The organism is Serratia sp. GW822-FHT06E05, assembly GCF_058799445.1.
Window position 1 is genome coordinate 1 of the sequence record NZ_JBXALM010000006.1, and the last position, 14,745, is coordinate 14,745.

The 14,745-nt window shown below is 55.1% G+C and carries 12 protein-coding genes and 4 tRNA genes; 8 read left to right on the top strand and 8 right to left on the bottom strand.

What is annotated here, in order from left to right:
- Window position 1: 1 nt before the first annotated feature.
- Window positions 2–77, bottom strand: a tRNA-Val gene (locus AC1RKC_RS14910).
- A 40-nt stretch (window positions 78–117) separates the two neighbouring features.
- Window positions 118–193 (bottom strand) — tRNA-Val (locus tag AC1RKC_RS14915).
- A 292-nt stretch (window positions 194–485) separates the two neighbouring features.
- Between AC1RKC_RS14915 and gltX the strand changes: the two genes are divergently transcribed.
- Entirely contained in the window at window positions 486–1,901 is a 1,416-nt protein-coding gene (gltX, locus tag AC1RKC_RS14920; protein WP_020827961.1) for a glutamate--tRNA ligase, read from the top strand.
- 65 nt (window positions 1,902–1,966) lie between these two features.
- Here gltX and AC1RKC_RS14925 read toward each other — a convergent pair whose 3' ends face one another.
- On the bottom strand, window positions 1,967–2,752 hold the full coding sequence (locus tag AC1RKC_RS14925; protein ID WP_020827960.1) for a formate/nitrite transporter family protein: 786 nt from the start codon (window positions 2,750–2,752) through the stop codon (window positions 1,967–1,969).
- 307 nt (window positions 2,753–3,059) lie between these two features.
- Here AC1RKC_RS14925 and AC1RKC_RS14930 point away from each other — a divergent pair.
- A tRNA-Ala gene (locus tag AC1RKC_RS14930) sits at window positions 3,060–3,135 on the top strand.
- 60 nt (window positions 3,136–3,195) lie between these two features.
- Window positions 3,196–3,271 (top strand) — tRNA-Ala (locus tag AC1RKC_RS14935).
- A 155-nt stretch (window positions 3,272–3,426) separates the two neighbouring features.
- On the opposite strand, the gene AC1RKC_RS14940 is transcribed toward AC1RKC_RS14935, so the two are convergent.
- Window positions 3,427–4,614 (bottom strand): NupC/NupG family nucleoside CNT transporter, encoded by a 1,188-nt coding sequence (locus AC1RKC_RS14940; protein WP_020827959.1) that lies wholly within the window; start codon window positions 4,612–4,614, stop codon window positions 3,427–3,429.
- Between the two features lie 378 nt (window positions 4,615–4,992).
- On the opposite strand from AC1RKC_RS14940, the gene AC1RKC_RS14945 reads away from it, so the two are divergent.
- Entirely contained in the window at window positions 4,993–6,225 is a 1,233-nt protein-coding gene (locus AC1RKC_RS14945) for an Nramp family divalent metal transporter (RefSeq protein WP_122079947.1), read from the top strand.
- Window positions 6,226–6,360: 135 nt separating this feature from the next.
- Here AC1RKC_RS14945 and AC1RKC_RS14950 read toward each other — a convergent pair whose 3' ends face one another.
- Together AC1RKC_RS14950 and mgrA are read right to left on the bottom strand one after the other, a co-directional pair.
- Complete coding sequence (locus AC1RKC_RS14950) at window positions 6,361–6,762, bottom strand: DUF2502 domain-containing protein (RefSeq protein ID WP_493092267.1); 402 nt, start codon at window positions 6,760–6,762, stop codon at window positions 6,361–6,363.
- A 230-nt stretch (window positions 6,763–6,992) separates the two neighbouring features.
- The gene (mgrA, locus tag AC1RKC_RS14955) at window positions 6,993–7,982 is read right to left on the bottom strand and encodes an L-glyceraldehyde 3-phosphate reductase (RefSeq protein WP_493092268.1); all 990 of its coding nucleotides are present in this window, start codon (window positions 7,980–7,982) and stop codon (window positions 6,993–6,995) included.
- A gap of 245 nt (window positions 7,983–8,227) precedes the next feature.
- On the opposite strand from mgrA, the gene AC1RKC_RS14960 reads away from it, so the two are divergent.
- Window positions 8,228–9,889 (top strand): alpha-keto acid decarboxylase family protein, encoded by a 1,662-nt coding sequence (locus AC1RKC_RS14960; RefSeq protein ID WP_116690033.1) that lies wholly within the window; start codon window positions 8,228–8,230, stop codon window positions 9,887–9,889.
- A gap of 5 nt (window positions 9,890–9,894) precedes the next feature.
- Here AC1RKC_RS14960 and AC1RKC_RS14965 read toward each other — a convergent pair whose 3' ends face one another.
- Window positions 9,895–10,755 carry a LysR family transcriptional regulator gene (locus AC1RKC_RS14965; protein WP_020827954.1) on the bottom strand — a complete coding sequence of 287 codons (861 nt, stop codon included), beginning with the start codon at window positions 10,753–10,755 and terminating at the stop codon, window positions 9,895–9,897.
- 157 nt (window positions 10,756–10,912) lie between these two features.
- On the opposite strand from AC1RKC_RS14965, the gene AC1RKC_RS14970 reads away from it, so the two are divergent.
- The gene (locus AC1RKC_RS14970) at window positions 10,913–11,365 is read left to right on the top strand and encodes a multidrug/biocide efflux PACE transporter (RefSeq protein ID WP_020827953.1); all 453 of its coding nucleotides are present in this window, start codon (window positions 10,913–10,915) and stop codon (window positions 11,363–11,365) included.
- Between the two features lie 67 nt (window positions 11,366–11,432).
- Window positions 11,433–12,125 carry an aspartate/glutamate racemase family protein gene (locus AC1RKC_RS14975; RefSeq protein ID WP_020827952.1) on the top strand — a complete coding sequence of 231 codons (693 nt, stop codon included), beginning with the start codon at window positions 11,433–11,435 and terminating at the stop codon, window positions 12,123–12,125.
- Here AC1RKC_RS14975 and AC1RKC_RS14980 read toward each other — a convergent pair.
- On the bottom strand, window positions 12,122–13,375 hold the full coding sequence (locus AC1RKC_RS14980; protein WP_020827951.1) for an ion channel protein: 1,254 nt from the start codon (window positions 13,373–13,375) through the stop codon (window positions 12,122–12,124). The two genes, AC1RKC_RS14975 and AC1RKC_RS14980, sit on opposite strands and share 4 nt — an antisense overlap.
- Before the next feature lie 342 nt (window positions 13,376–13,717).
- Between AC1RKC_RS14980 and glk the strand changes: the two genes are divergently transcribed.
- The gene (gene glk / locus AC1RKC_RS14985) at window positions 13,718–14,683 is read left to right on the top strand and encodes a glucokinase (RefSeq protein WP_122080658.1); all 966 of its coding nucleotides are present in this window, start codon (window positions 13,718–13,720) and stop codon (window positions 14,681–14,683) included.
- Window positions 14,684–14,745: the final 62 nt, after the last annotated feature.

A 14,745-nucleotide genomic window follows, 5' to 3' on the forward strand; every position in this document is an offset into this window, starting at 1 on the left:
GTGGTGGGTGATGACGGGCTCGAACCGCCGACCCCCTCCGTGTAAAGGAGATGCTCTACCAACTGAGCTAATCACCCTCATTCTTCTCATTTCTTACTGCTTTACTGCTCAACAAGATGGTGGGCGATGACGGGCTCGAACCGCCGACCCCCTCCGTGTAAAGGAGATGCTCTACCAACTGAGCTAATCGCCCCGTCTTGTTGGAGTCGCATTATAGGGATAGTTGAAAGTGAGTCAACGGTTTTTAAAATGATTTCAATCGTTCGCCGCAAATTTAAACAGGATGCGATATTTATCGCCAGCAATGCTGATTCTTTGCACATTGTTATGCGAAAAGCGCCGCAGAGATGATGAAAGCTGATGCAGCAATATCGTGTCAGCGTTGAGGAATTAGCGCGTGGTGATACAATGTCGGCCACTTTTTTAAATTCCGAGCAATCGTCGGCAACCGCTGACATGCGTTGCGTAATAAGGCAGTGAACCCAATGAAAATCAAAACCCGTTTTGCACCGAGCCCAACCGGCTATCTTCACGTCGGTGGCGCCCGTACTGCGCTTTACTCCTGGCTATTCACTCGCCATGCGGGCGGTGAGTTCGTTCTGCGTATCGAAGATACCGATTTGGAACGCTCAACCCAGGATGCTATCGACGCAATTATGGATGGCATGAACTGGTTAAACCTGGATTGGGACGAAGGCCCGTACTTCCAGACCAAGCGTTTTGACCGTTATAACGCGGTGATTGACGACATGCTGGTGCAGGGAACTGCTTATAAATGCTATTGCTCGAAGGAACGTCTGGAAGCGCTGCGTGAAAAGCAGATGGAAAACGGTGAAAAACCGCGTTACGACGGCCACTGCCGCGACAGCCAATGCAGCCACACCGACGACGAGCCGCACGTGGTGCGTTTCCGTAACCCACAGGAAGGCTCGGTAATCTTCGATGACAAGATCCGTGGTCCGATCGAATTCAGCAACCAGGAACTGGACGATCTGATCATTCGTCGTACCGACGGTGCGCCGACCTATAACTTCTGCGTGGTGATCGACGACTGGGATATGGAGATCACCCACGTGATCCGCGGTGAAGACCACATCAACAACACCCCGCGCCAGATCAACATCCTGAAAGCGCTGGGCGCACCGGTACCGGAATACGCCCACGTTTCGATGATCCTCGGTGACGACGGTAAAAAGCTGTCTAAACGTCACGGTGCCGTGGGCGTGATGCAGTATCGCGATGACGGCTATCTGCCGCAGGCGTTGCTGAACTATTTGGTGCGTCTGGGTTGGTCACATGGCGATCAGGAAATCTTCTCTATTGATGAGATGAAAGAATTCTTCACGCTGGAAGCGATCAACAAATCCGCCAGCGCCTTCAATACCGAAAAGCTGCAGTGGCTGAACCATCATTACATTAACCATATGCCGGCCGAAGAAGTTGCCGTGTATCTGGCGTGGCACGTGGAGCAACTGGGCATTGAAACCCGCAACGGTCCAGAGCTGAAAGATATCGTTAAGCTGCTGGGCGAGCGCTGCAAAACGTTGAAGGAAATGGCTGAGTCTTGCCGTTACTTCTACGAAGACTTCAGCGAGTTCGACGCTGACGCTGCGAAAAAACACCTGCGCCCGGTTGCACGCCAGCCGCTGGAAGCGGTACGCGCCAAATTGGCGGCCATTACCGCCTGGACGCCGGAAAACGTGCATGACGCCATTCAGGGCACGGCTGATGAGCTGGGCGTCGGTATGGGCAAGGTAGGTATGCCGCTGCGCGTAGCGGTCACCGGTGCCGGTCAGTCACCAGGCATGGATGTGACCGTGCATGCCATCGGTCAGGCACGTTCTTTACAGCGTATCGATCTGGCATTGGCTTATATCGCCGGGCGTGAAGCTCAGGCCTGATAGTTTCTGAGCCCATAATAAAAAGCCCCGTGGAGCAATCCCGGGGCTTTTTTTGTCGCTGTCGATCAGGCCTGTTCAGCGGCCGGCACGGTGGGGCGGTAGGCGAGGAAGTACATCAGGCCGACGAAACCGGCGCCGCCCAGCGCGTTACCGAGAAACACGGCCGTGAAGTTGGGCAGGTATTGGCTCCAACTTAAACCACCGGCAAAAATGGCCGCCGGGATAATAAACATGTTCGCCACCACGTGCTGGAAGCCGATGGCGACAAACGCCATCACCGGGAACCACATGCCAATCACTTTGCCCGGCACATCCTTGCTGGCAAAGGCCAGCCACACCGCCAGGCACACCAACCAATTGCAGCCTACGCCGGATATAAAAGCGTGCAGGAAGTCGGCATCTACCTTGGCTTGTGCAATGGACAGGGTTTTGTGCAGGAAGGCGCCTTCGGTCAAGCCAAGCAGGTGGCCAAAGAAATAGGCGACGGCCAGGCTACCGGCGAAGTTGGCCAGGGTGACCCAGAACCAGTTGCGCACGACAGCAAGCAGCGAAATTTGGCGAGCAAACCAGGCTATCGGCAAGGTCATCATATTACCGGTCAGCAGCTCGCCGCCAGCCAGAATCGTCAGGATAAGCCCTATCGGGAAGACGGCAGCGCCCAGCAATGCGCCGAAGGAGCCCCATTCGGCCGGCAGGGTGCCGATCACGTGGATATCCAACAGGAAGCCGGTCGCGATAAAGGCACCGGCGAGAAAGCCCAGAATGAGCAGGTTGGCGAGCGACGCCCGGCTTTTGTTTACGCCGGCCTGAATGGCTAACGCAGCGATTTCTTTTGGTGAATGCAACGACATAACTGACTCGGTTTATTGTTGTGGGATTTAAGACGCGGGGAAGTCTATGCCTGTGGGCGAGATGACTCAAGGATATTTCGCTAACATTCCGTTAATTAAAAATCAACACAATGGATAAGGTTTTTTGTTTTTTGTGAAGTCAGGCGGCGATGGCTGATTTTTGTCCGTCATGGCGATTTTTTAGCGTGAAACGCGCTGATTTGGCGGCTTTTTCAGCGCTTGATCGACTAATTCAATTTAGCCGTTGACAGTTTTTCAGGGGTTTCATATTATGCGCCCCGTTCACAGGATTTCGTGATTGTGGATTGGGGCTATAGCTCAGCTGGGAGAGCGCTTGCATGGCATGCAAGAGGTCGACGGTTCGATCCCGTCTAGCTCCACCAACCTTTATCTCAGAAGGGTTGGGAAATACCGTAGCGCCGGTTAAAGCGTACCACTTTTGTGGGGCTATAGCTCAGCTGGGAGAGCGCTTGCATGGCATGCAAGAGGTCGACGGTTCGATCCCGTCTAGCTCCACCACCATTTAAAAAGCCGACCTTAGGGTCGGCTTTTTGCTTTCTGTCTTTTCCCATATTGAATCACCGTAACGCCTCCTGTTATGCCAGCAGTTACAGAAGAATCGCAGGCAATAAAAAAGGCCGCCGAAGCGACCTTTGCATGACTGGCTTTTAAGCTTAGCCCAGAACCAGGCCTGCGATCGACGCAGACAGGATGCTGACCAGCGTAGAACCGTAAACCAGCTTCAGACCAAAGCGGGAAACCACGTTGCCCTGGTGCTCGTTCAGCCCTTTAATCGCACCGGCTACGATGCCGATGGAAGAGAAGTTGGCGAAGGAAACCAGGAACACCGACAGGATACCCAGGCTGCGCGGAGAGAGTTCAGCAGAAACCTTCTGCAGCTCCATCATCGCCACGAATTCGTTGGAAACCAGCTTGGTCGCCATGATGCTGCCAACCTGCAACGCTTCGTGCTTAGGAATACCCATAATCCAGGCGAATGGATAGAAGAAGTAGCCCAGGATTTCCTGGAAGCTCAGGCCGAAGATGGCGCTGAACAGGCCGTTGAGCGCGGCGATCAGGGCAATAAAGCCGATCAGCATCGCAGCAACGATAATCGCGACTTTGAAACCCGCCAGGATGTATTCGCCCAGCATTTCGAAGAAGCTCTGGCCTTCGTGCAGGTTGCCCAGATGCAGCTCTTCTTCTTTACTGGTGTCATACGGGTTGACCAATGACAGCACGATAAAGGTGCTGAACATGTTCAGTACCAGCGCCGCCACCACAAACTTGGCGTCCAGCATGGTCATGTAAGCGCCGACGATGGACATGGAAACCGTGGACATCGCGGTTGCCGCCATGGTGTACATGCGCTTTTCTGACATCTTGCCCAGAATATCTTTATAGGCGATGAAGTTTTCAGACTGGCCCAGGATCAGCGAGCTGACGGCGTTGAAGGACTCCAGCTTGCCCATACCGTTTACTTTTGACAGCACGGTACCAATAATGCGGATGATAAACGGCAGTACTTTAATGTATTGCAGAATACCGATCAGCGCAGAGATAAAGACGATTGGGCACAGTACCTTCAGGAAGAAGAAGGCCAGACCTTTGTCGCCCATACCGCCGAATACAAAATCAGTCCCTTGCCCAGCAAACCCGAGCAGCTTGTCAAACAGCGCGGCAAATCCTTTTACAAAGCCCAAACCCGCTTCCGAATGCAGGAAAAAATAGGCCAGCAGTACTTCAATAACCAACAGTTGAATAACATAGCGAATGCGGATGCTTTTACGATCGCGACACACTAAAAGTGCCAGGATCGCGACGACCACTAACGCCAACGCAAAGTGCGCAATATGGGACATGTTTGCTCCAAACTTGAGGCAGGCTGAATTTCGGATGTCATTTTATGTAACGCCACGTTTAAAAACGAGAGCTCTATTGCAAATATGGAAAATCATAGGGGGAAACATCTTAAACTTGTACGGTAAAGCATAAAAAATCAAGAGGTTAATCAATCCATATGAAATTCATATTCTTGCGCTAAATGGATCATCCAAAGGATTTTTCCCAGGATAGAACTTCGTTCAGTGCGGTAAATGTTCACTTACCCGCCAAACCTTTCGTTAAACCCGTGGTTATTTTCTATCGCAGAGATAAGCATTACCGCTCTAAATGCACTTGATAATTATTATCATTTACATAATATAACCACAGGCTTAATAGAAGTAAGGGTTCAGAACATGCTGAACAGTGATGTGGTTGAAACCACCAGTCGTCCTGCCAGGAAGATCAAACTTTCCTTGATGGGCCCCGCATTCATAGCGGCTATCGGCTATATCGATCCCGGTAATTTTGCTACCAACATCCAGGCAGGCGCTTCCTTTGGCTACACCCTGTTGTGGGTGGTGGTGTGGGCCAACGTCATGGCGATGTTGATCCAGCTGTTGTCCGCAAAACTCGGTATTGCCACCGGTAAAAATCTGGCAGAGCACATTCGCGATCGTTTCCCGCGTCCGGCGGTTTGGGCCTATTGGGTTCAGGCGGAAATCATTGCCATGGCCACAGATTTGGCCGAGTTTATTGGTGCAGCGATTGGCTTCAAACTGCTGCTGGGCGTCACGCTGCTGCAAGGGGCGATCCTGACCGGTATCGCCACGTTCCTTATCCTGATGCTGCAAAAACGCGGGCAGAAACCGCTGGAAATGGTGATCGGCGGTTTGCTGCTGTTTGTTGCCGCAGCTTATATGGTGGAATTGGTATTTTCACAACCGCAGTTGGAGCCTTTGTTGAAAGGCATGGCGATACCGGACCTGCCGAACGGCGACGCGGTATTTTTGGCTGCCGGGGTGCTCGGCGCGACCATCATGCCGCACGTGATTTATCTGCATTCGTCATTAACCCAGACCGGCGGTGAGCATTCAAAAGCCGATCGCTACGCGGCCACCAAGTTTGACGTCGCCATTGCCATGACCATAGCCGGTTTTGTTAACCTGGCGATGATGGCTACCGCCGCTGCGGCCTTCCATTTTAACGGCCACAGCGGCATTGCCGATCTCGATCAGGCTTATCTGACGCTGCAGCCGCTATTGGGCCAGGCGGCAGCGACCATCTTCGGACTGAGTCTGGTCGCTGCCGGATTATCTTCCACCGTGGTGGGGACGCTGGCAGGGCAGGTTGTGATGCAGGGATTTGTACACTTTTATATTCCGCTGTGGGTGCGCCGGGTGGTCACCATGCTGCCGTCGTTTATCGTCATTATGATGGGCATGGACGCTACGCGTATTCTGGTACTGAGCCAGGTGCTGCTGAGTTTCGGTATTGCGCTGGCGCTGGTGCCGCTGTTGTCGTTCACCGGCAACCGCGAGCTGATGGGGGAGATGGTCAACAGCCGCAGCATACAGGCGATAGGGAAAGTGATCGTGCTGGTGGTGGTTGGGCTGAACGGCTACCTGCTGGTCAGCAGCCTTCTCTGAGCGGACACCAAATGAAAGGCCGACATTGAGTCTAATGCGGTTCACTAAAGCTCAATATCAGCGGAAACCCGGGTCGCCCCGGGTTTCTCGCTCTGTTAAATGCGGGAGATTAGGCGGGCTGACGACCTTTGGCCGTCAATCATCGTGGTCATGGTGGCGATGATCGCGATCGTCATGACGTCGGCCTTTCCCGTGATGCTTCTCATGGTGCTTATAATAGTGCTTATCGTATTTACGATAGCGCCCCTCATGATAGTAATAATTCTTGCGCCAGTAATTGTTGTCGCGCCAGCGATAACCATCCCAGTTGTAGCCCCGACGATTGCGTTCACCCAGGTACCGACCCTGATGGCCCTGCCACCAGTCGCGGTCGCGCCAGTCATAACCGTCCCAGTAACGGCCGCGATTGTCTTGCTCACCGATACGTAATGAGACGCCCGGCATCAGATCGATACTCAACCCTTCTGCCTGCGCTGGCTGGATGGCAGGCAGCATTGACACCACCAACAGAGCGGCCAATAACAGAGGTTTAAACATGAATGCTCCTTTCCGCCGTAGCGGCTTGGCCGGTTTTACAATTAATGAAGCGCGTTCATCAGTTTATAAAACAGCCTTATAGTTTTACCTGCAATATCGGCATATTAGCCTTTGTGGATAGGGTTGAATCTTAGCGGCATTCTTAAAAACGGGGCAGGGGGAGTGATTTAAGATTTGTCTGGCGCGGCAGGCGTTATCGCCGACGATAAACCGGCGATAATTGTAAGCGATTACATTAATATTTGCTCGATCTGCTTAATTTCATCATCGCTAAAGGTGCGGTTAGCCAACATGCCTACGGCGTCTTCAATTTGGCTGGTCTTGCTGGCGCCAATCAGTGCCGAAGTGACGCGATCGCCACGCAATACCCAGGCCAGCGCCATTTGCGACAGCTTCTGTCCGCGCTGCTGCGCCAGTGCATTAAGTCGACGAATTTTTCCCAGTTTATCCTCGGTGAGCTGATCGGGCTGCAGGAACTGGCTGCTGCTGGCAGCGCGTGAATCCTGGGGAATGCCCAGCAGATAACGATCGGTCAACAGGCCGCCGGCCAGCGGTGAGAAGGCGATAGAACCCACGCCGTGTTCTTCCAGCGTATCCAACAATTCTGGCTCCACCCAACGTTCGAACATGGAGTATTTCGGCTGATGGATCACGCAGGGCGTGCCGAGCTGCTGCAGAATGCTGAACGCCTGGCGCGCACGATCGGCAGGGTAGTTGGACAACCCGACGTAAAGCGCCTTGCCCTGTCGTACCAGCAAATCCAGGGCGGCCATGGTTTCTTCCAGCGGCGTATCCGGATCCGGTCGATGGTGATAGAAGATATCCACGTATTCCAGCCCCATGCGCTGCAGGCTTTGATTTAGGCTGGCGACCAGGTACTTTTTCGAGCCCCAATCCCCATAAGGCCCGGGCCACATGGTGTAACCGGCCTTTGACGAGATGATCAGTTCATCGCGCCAGGACTTCAAATCCGCCTTGAGAATGCGACCGAAGTTTTCCTCGGCGGAGCCGGGCGGCGGGCCATAATTGTTGGCCAGATCGAAATGGGTAATGCCGAGATCAAACGCGCAGTGAATCAGCTTGCGAGCGTTGTCATACAGCGTGACGTCACCAAAGTTATGCCATAAGCCAAGTGAAATGGCCGGGAGCTTTAGCCCGCTGCGGCCGCAGCGACGGTATTCCATACTTTGATAACGTGAAGAATCAGCCTGGTAGAGCATACGAACCCTTTTCAGCGGAGGTGAAATGAATTTTAGTGTATGCGCTTTCACCGCATTTGTCAGAGGCTGCGATCACGCTAAACAGCCTGTATATCAACATGGCTTATCAGAGCGGCCCAATGCCAGCCAATGGGGCAGGGATGTAACGCAGGGTTTCCAGTTACCTTTCAGACATAAAGTTCGAAATTTATACAACATCTTCGATACTTAATACTGAAAATCCTAACCCTTGGCAGGTGATGATCATGAATAAGAACTATACGGTGGCTGATTACCTACTCGATCGTTTAGCTCAGATCGGCATCCGGCACTTCTTTGGCGTGCCTGGTGACTATAACCTGCAGTTTCTTGATCACGTGATCGATCACCCGCAAATCACCTGGGTAGGGTGCGCCAATGAACTTAATGCCGCCTATGCTGCTGACGGTTACGCGCGTTGTAAACCAGCCGCTGCCTTGTTGACGACTTTTGGCGTAGGTGAACTGAGCGCAGTCAACGGTATTGCCGGCAGCTATGCCGAATACCTGCCGGTGATCCACGTGGTGGGCGCCCCGGCTCTGCGTGCGCAACGGGCTGGAGAATTGTTGCATCACTCCCTGGGCGACGGGGATTTTGGTCACTTCGCCCGCATGGCGAAAGAGGTGACCGTGGCTCAGGCCAGCCTCACCGCCGATAACGCCGAAGGGGAAATAGATCGCCTGCTGACTACCGCGCTGTTCGAGCGTCGTCCGGTCTATCTGCTGCTGCCGAGCGACGTGGCTGAAGCGCCGCTGGTGTCAAAGCCTGCCCCATTAATGCTACGACAGGCCAATCTTTCACCGGCATCACTGCAGGGCTTTATCGCCGCCGCACGGGAGTTGCTGTTACCGGCACGGCGGGTTTCTCTGCTGGCCGATTTCCTGGCCGAACGCTTCGGTGCTGAAAAGGTGCTGGAGCAGTGGATGAATGAGGTGGATATGCCGCATTCAACCTTGCTGCTTGGCAAGAGCGTATTGGACGAAACTCATGCCTGTTTCACCGGGACCTACGTCGGTGCGGCTAGCGAGCCACAGGTAAAACAGCTGATTGAGAACGCCGACGTGATCATTAATGTTGGTGTACGTTTTACCGATACCATTACCGCCGGATTCAGTCAGCACCTTCCTGCCGAGAAATGTATTGATCTTCAGCCCTTTGAAGCGCGTGTGGGGCAGCAGGTATTCAGTCAAATCCCGATGCGTGACGCGGTTATCGCGTTACACCAGTTAACGTTGTCGCTGACCAACCAATGGCAACGGTCAGAAATTAAACGTTCAGCGTTGCCGGATCCGAACGGCAGTGGTCTGGATCAGCACGGTTTCTGGCAACAGATACAGGGCTTTTTGCGGCCGGGCGATATCCTGCTCGCCGAGCAGGGGTCCGCCTGTTTTGGCGCGGCATCGCTAAGCTTGCCACAAGGCTGCCGTTTCATCGTCCAGTCGCTGTGGGGATCTATCGGTTACACGCTGCCGGCGGCGTTCGGTGCACAGACGGCGGAGCCGGAGCGGCGAGTGGTGCTACTGATTGGCGACGGTTCAGCACAGCTGACGGTGCAGGAATTGGGATCGATGTTGCGCGATGGGCTGAAGCCGGTGATCTTCCTGCTGAATAATGACGGATACACCATTGAACGGGCAATCCACGGCCCGAACCAGCGTTATAACGACATCGCTCATTGGAACTGGACCCAACTGCCGCAGGCGTTAGGTGCTGAACGCCAAGTGAAAGCGTTACGCGTTAGCGAACCGGAACAGCTGCGCCAGGCGCTGAGCGAAGTGGCCGACAGCCCACAGCTGGCCTTTGTCGAAGTGGTGCTGCCGAAGATGGACATTCCCGAACTGCTGCAAACGATCTCAAGTGCCCTTCAGTCACGTAACGCGGCGGCCTGAACCTGTTAGCTTTCCAAAAGCCGCTCCAGCATCCAGTACCCCGCCGGTCCCGGCGGGGTCAGCTTAGACCAAACCGCATCCACCGATATCAGCTTGGGCCAGCCGCGCGGACGCAGCTCGGTGAGCCTGTTGTGACCGTATTGCTGCACCAGCCAGCGGGGCAGTACCGCCCAGCCAAACCCTTGTTCCGCCATTTCCAGCAACAGCAGATAGCTGGGGGCTGACCATACCAGCCCGCCAGAGCGGGCGGTTTCGGCACCGGTATAGGTGTTCAGGATAAGTTGCCGCGTGCTGGACAGTTGTTCAGGCGTGGGCGAGGCAGTTTGCGCCATAGGGTGCGAATGTGCGACGAACAGCCCCATTTCGGTTTGCTCCGGCAGCCGGGCAAAGGCGATGTCTGGCGGATACTGTTTTTGCACCTCAACCATGCCCAGGTGCGCGCGACCGATTTGCAGCAGGTCAATCACGTCACCTTCTTCAGCGATCATCCACTCCAGTTCGATATCCTGATAACGCTGCTCGAACTGCTGCATCAGTCGGTCATGGTGTTTCGGCTGATAGGTATCGGAAAACACTACGCTTAAGCGCGGCTCTATATTGTCCGCCAGCCGAATGCTCAGGGCATCCAACCGTTCGCTGGCCGCAAGAATTTCCTGTACATGGCCCAGCACTTTCCGCCCAGCGGCTGTCAGTACCGGCTGGCGTGCCTGGCGATCGAACAGGATCAAACCCAGATCGGCCTCAAGGTTGGCGATGGCGGTACTGATGGTCGACTGGCTTTTACGCAGCTTACGGGCCGCGGCGGAAAAAGAGCCCAGGGCGGCGGCTTCAACGAAGGCCAGCAAAGCTTCGGGGGAGTAACGCATGATGTATCTACTTTATAGATGGAACCTATCTTTAATCTACTCAAAAACTCGATGATAATCACCTGGTTTTCATAGGAGGCGAATAAATTCGCTCCTGGTAACACGGGCGCGGCTTGCAGCGCCCCTACAAATTTATAAGGTAAAAAACAGGTGATGTATGCAACTGCAAAACAAGTCTTTCATTGAACGTATCGTCCACGCCGTCGGTTTTGAGGCTATCGCAGTGATGATTTGCGCCCCGCTGGGCGCCTGGCTGCTCAACCGTTCGATGGTGCAGATCGGTGCGTTGGCGGTGATGTTATCCACCGTCGCCATGGTTTGGAACATGGTTTATAACACGGTATTTGACCGCCTGTGGCCGGTGAGCCGTGTGGCACGTAATCTTAAAGTGCGGGTGTTTCACGCGCTGGGCTTTGAGGCCGGTTTTGTGCTGATCGGCGTGCCGATTGCCGCCTGGATGCTGAGCATTTCTTTCGTTCAGGCCTTTATGCTGGAGATCGGTTTCTTCCTGTTCTTCCTGCCGTACACCATGCTCTATAACTGGGTGTACGACACGCTGCGTCAGCGCTGGTTCGAGGCGCGCCAGCCGGTTAACTCCGGTGCGAAATAAGCCGTCGTATCCGTCGTGATTCTGAGGTAATGTCGAAGAATTACGGCGATGAAAACGAGGAGCAATGATGAAAGTGCTGGGACTGCTGGGCGGTATGAGCTGGGAATCGACCATTCCTTATTACCGCACGATCAATGAACAGGTTAAGCAACGGCTGGGTGGTCTGCATTCCGCTAAGATCGTGCTCTACAGCGTCGACTTTCACGAGGTGGAACGCCTGCAGCATCAGGGCGACTGGGACGGCGCTGGACGCTTGTTGGCTGACGCGGCGACCTCATTACGCGCCGCCGGTGCGCAGGCCATCGTCATTTGCACCAACACCATGCACAAGGTGGCGGATGCGGTCGAGCAGGCCAGCGGTTTACCGCTGATCCACATCGCCGACGCCACTGCGCTGCAGGTGCGCCAACAGGATATTCGTCGCGTTGGGCTGCTCGGTACGCGCTTTACCATGGAGCAGGAGTTCTACCGTGGGCGACTGCAGGAAAAGCACGGTATCGAGGTGGTCACTCCCGTAGCCGCCGATCGTGACATTGTGCACCGCATTATTTATGAAGAACTGTGCCTGGGTAAAATCCGCGATGCGTCGCGTGACGAGTATCGCCGCATTATCGGTGATCTGGAGCAGCAGGGGGCTCAGGGCATTATTTTCGGCTGTACCGAAATTGGTCTGCTGGTCAGCGCGCAAGATGCGTCAGTGCCGGTATTCGACACCACCGAAATCCATGCGCGCGCCGCAGCGGAATTCGCGCTGGCTTAATCTTCGCGCGGGGGAAGCTGTTTGCCCTTGCCCACCAGCATCAGCGGTTTGCCCGCCAGCACCAGCCAGGCGGGCAGCATCACGATGCACAGCACCGGCAGCAGATGCAGTTCCGGCACCACCGCAACGGCCATAAACAGGCTGAGCCAGCCGTCACGCGTGACCACCAGTACCAACCCCATAATGGCGCAAGAGACGGTAATGGCTGCCGGCACGGCCGGCACGTGCTGATGCAGCATCAGCCCCAAGGCTACGCCGACAAACACCGCTGGGAAGATGCGCCCGCCGCGAAAGCCACTGGCAGCGGCAATCACCAGCGCCGCCAGTTTAGTCAGCGTAATCAGCATCAGTTCCGTGACGGAGAAATTCTCACCGATGGCTAACTGCTTCATTTCGTCCAGCCCTTTGAACAGCGTGATTTCACCGCCGATCAGCGCCAGCAGGCCGAGCACAAAGCCGCCTAACCCCAGCATCAGCACCGGATTCTTAATCGAATGAAATAGGCGATGAATGTGCGGAAAACTCCACACGGCTACCATACCCAGCGCGATGGCGATCAGGGCGACTATCGAGCCGCTGAAAATATCTGCCAGCCGGGTCGCGGCATAGGCATCAATTTGCAGTGAGAAATTCGGGGTGAAAAATAGCTGGGTGGTGACCGCTCCCGCCGCTGCCGCCATCAGCGGGGCAAATAGCCTGTCCCACAAGGGAACGTCATTATTGCCCGCCAGGGTTTGCGAAAAGATCAGCGCCGCGGCGACCGGGGTGCCAAACAGCGCGCCGATGGTGCCGGCCGCCGCGAGAATAATCCAGTCCATACGCGGCACTTTCGGCAGCAAACGCGAACCTGCCGCCACCACCAGCGCAATATTGATGGCGGTGATCGGATTTTCTGGCCCCAAACTGACGCCGCCCGCCAGGCCAATAATCAACGCCAGCCCCAGCCCAGGCACCGCAGAAAGCGGCAACGGCATACCGATCAAAGACTCGGTCGCCGGATCCGGCCCTGCATGGCCGGGGAGAAAACGGATAATCAGCCCGACGGCGACGCCGGTGAGCGTTAACATGCCCACCAGCCACCAGGGGGAGTGAGTGTCGATATTCAACGCTGCGGGAACATTGACCCAGAGCAGCCGTTGCAGAGCCTCGGCGAACTTCATCACCAGAATGAGCACCAAACTTGAGGCAGAACCGATAATGAGAGCAGGCAGAGCGAAGGCCAACATGGCATTGGCGCGCGGGTGCAACATGCGGGGATCCCTTGTCAATGGCCCTCTGGCTGGCAGGGCGAACGGGTGATTGGGTTATAGCGCTAGCTTGCCAGACAATCGACACGCTGGCACGCAAAGAAATTTCCGGCTGGGCCAGCTCCACAGCGGAGTAATAGTGCCTACGAGTTATGACGGTTAACAGCTACTGCGCGACGTTTTTTGCCGCAATTTGTTTCAAATCGCCTTGAAGCCGCCAGGCTGAAACGTTTTTTGTGATCTGGATCGCTAATGGACGGCAGCGCGGAGGATGGTGATTGTTGTTTTTGCGGCGGGATTTTACAGTGTGGGCAGCTTTCTATTATTCATTTTGCGGAGAAGATACTGATGACCTATGCCCTCGTAGGTGATGTAGGCGGCACCAATGCCCGCCTGGCGTTGTGCACTGTGGCGACGGGTGAAATTACCCAGGCGAAAACCTATTCCGGTCTGGAGTTTGACAGTCTGGAGGCGGTGATCCGCCAATATTTGCAAGAGCATGATATTCAGGTGCAGGACGCCTGTATCGCGATTGCCTGCCCGGTCACCGAAGACTGGGTTGCCATGACCAATCACACCTGGGCGTTTTCGATTAAAGAGATGAAGGCCAACCTGGGGCTGAGCCATCTGGAAGTGATCAACGACTTCACCGCCGTGTCGATGGCGATCCCGATGCTGTCAGAAGACGACGTGTTGCAGTTCGGCGGCGGTAACGCGCAAAAAGACAAACCTATTGCGGTATACGGTGCCGGGACTGGCCTGGGGGTGGCGCATCTGGTGCACGTCAACCGCCGCTGGGTGAGCCTGCCGGGCGAGGGCGGTCACGTGGACTTTGCGCCGAACAGCGAAGAAGAGGACATCATTCTGGAGGTGTTGCGCGCCGAAGTGGGTCATGTCTCCGCCGAACGCGTCCTGTCCGGTCCCGGCCTGGTCAATCTTTACCGCGCTATCGTCAAGTCGGATAACCGGCTGCCGGAAAAGCTGGAGCCGAAGGACATTACCGAGCGCGCATTGGCCGACAGCTGCATCGATTGCCGTCGTGCCCTGTCGCTGTTTTGCGTAATTTTGGGCCGTTTCGGCGGCAATCTGGCGTTGAACCTGGGGACCTTTGGCGGCGTTTACATCGCCGGGGGTATTGTGCCGCGCTTTATGGAATTCTTTAAAGCTTCCGGTTTCCGTGCGGCGTTCGAGGATAAAGGACGTTTCAAAGATTATGTACGTGAGATCCCGGTATTCATGATCACCCATGGCCAACCGGGCTTGCTGGGTGCCGGTGCCCACCTGCGCCAGACGCTGGGGATGCATCTGTAACCTGACGCAGCGATAAAAAAGGGGCGCAACCCAGTGGGTTGCGCCCCTTTTTGCCGTCTAAG

Coding starts and splice junctions, on each gene's coding strand:
- gltX (WP_020827961.1), top strand. CDS start 486: ATGAAAATCAAAACCCGTTTTGCACCGAGCCCAACCGGCTATCTTCAC.
- AC1RKC_RS14925 (WP_020827960.1), bottom strand. CDS start 2,752: ATGTCGTTGCATTCACCAAAAGAAATCGCTGCGTTAGCCATTCAGGCC.
- AC1RKC_RS14940 (WP_020827959.1), bottom strand. CDS start 4,614: ATGTCCCATATTGCGCACTTTGCGTTGGCGTTAGTGGTCGTCGCGATC.
- AC1RKC_RS14945 (WP_122079947.1), top strand. CDS start 4,993: ATGCTGAACAGTGATGTGGTTGAAACCACCAGTCGTCCTGCCAGGAAG.
- AC1RKC_RS14950 (WP_493092267.1), bottom strand. CDS start 6,762: ATGTTTAAACCTCTGTTATTGGCCGCTCTGTTGGTGGTGTCAATGCTG.
- mgrA (WP_493092268.1), bottom strand. CDS start 7,982: ATGCTCTACCAGGCTGATTCTTCACGTTATCAAAGTATGGAATACCGT.
- AC1RKC_RS14960 (WP_116690033.1), top strand. CDS start 8,228: ATGAATAAGAACTATACGGTGGCTGATTACCTACTCGATCGTTTAGCT.
- AC1RKC_RS14965 (WP_020827954.1), bottom strand. CDS start 10,755: ATGCGTTACTCCCCCGAAGCTTTGCTGGCCTTCGTTGAAGCCGCCGCC.
- AC1RKC_RS14970 (WP_020827953.1), top strand. CDS start 10,913: ATGCAACTGCAAAACAAGTCTTTCATTGAACGTATCGTCCACGCCGTC.
- AC1RKC_RS14975 (WP_020827952.1), top strand. CDS start 11,433: ATGAAAGTGCTGGGACTGCTGGGCGGTATGAGCTGGGAATCGACCATT.
- AC1RKC_RS14980 (WP_020827951.1), bottom strand. CDS start 13,375: ATGTTGCACCCGCGCGCCAATGCCATGTTGGCCTTCGCTCTGCCTGCT.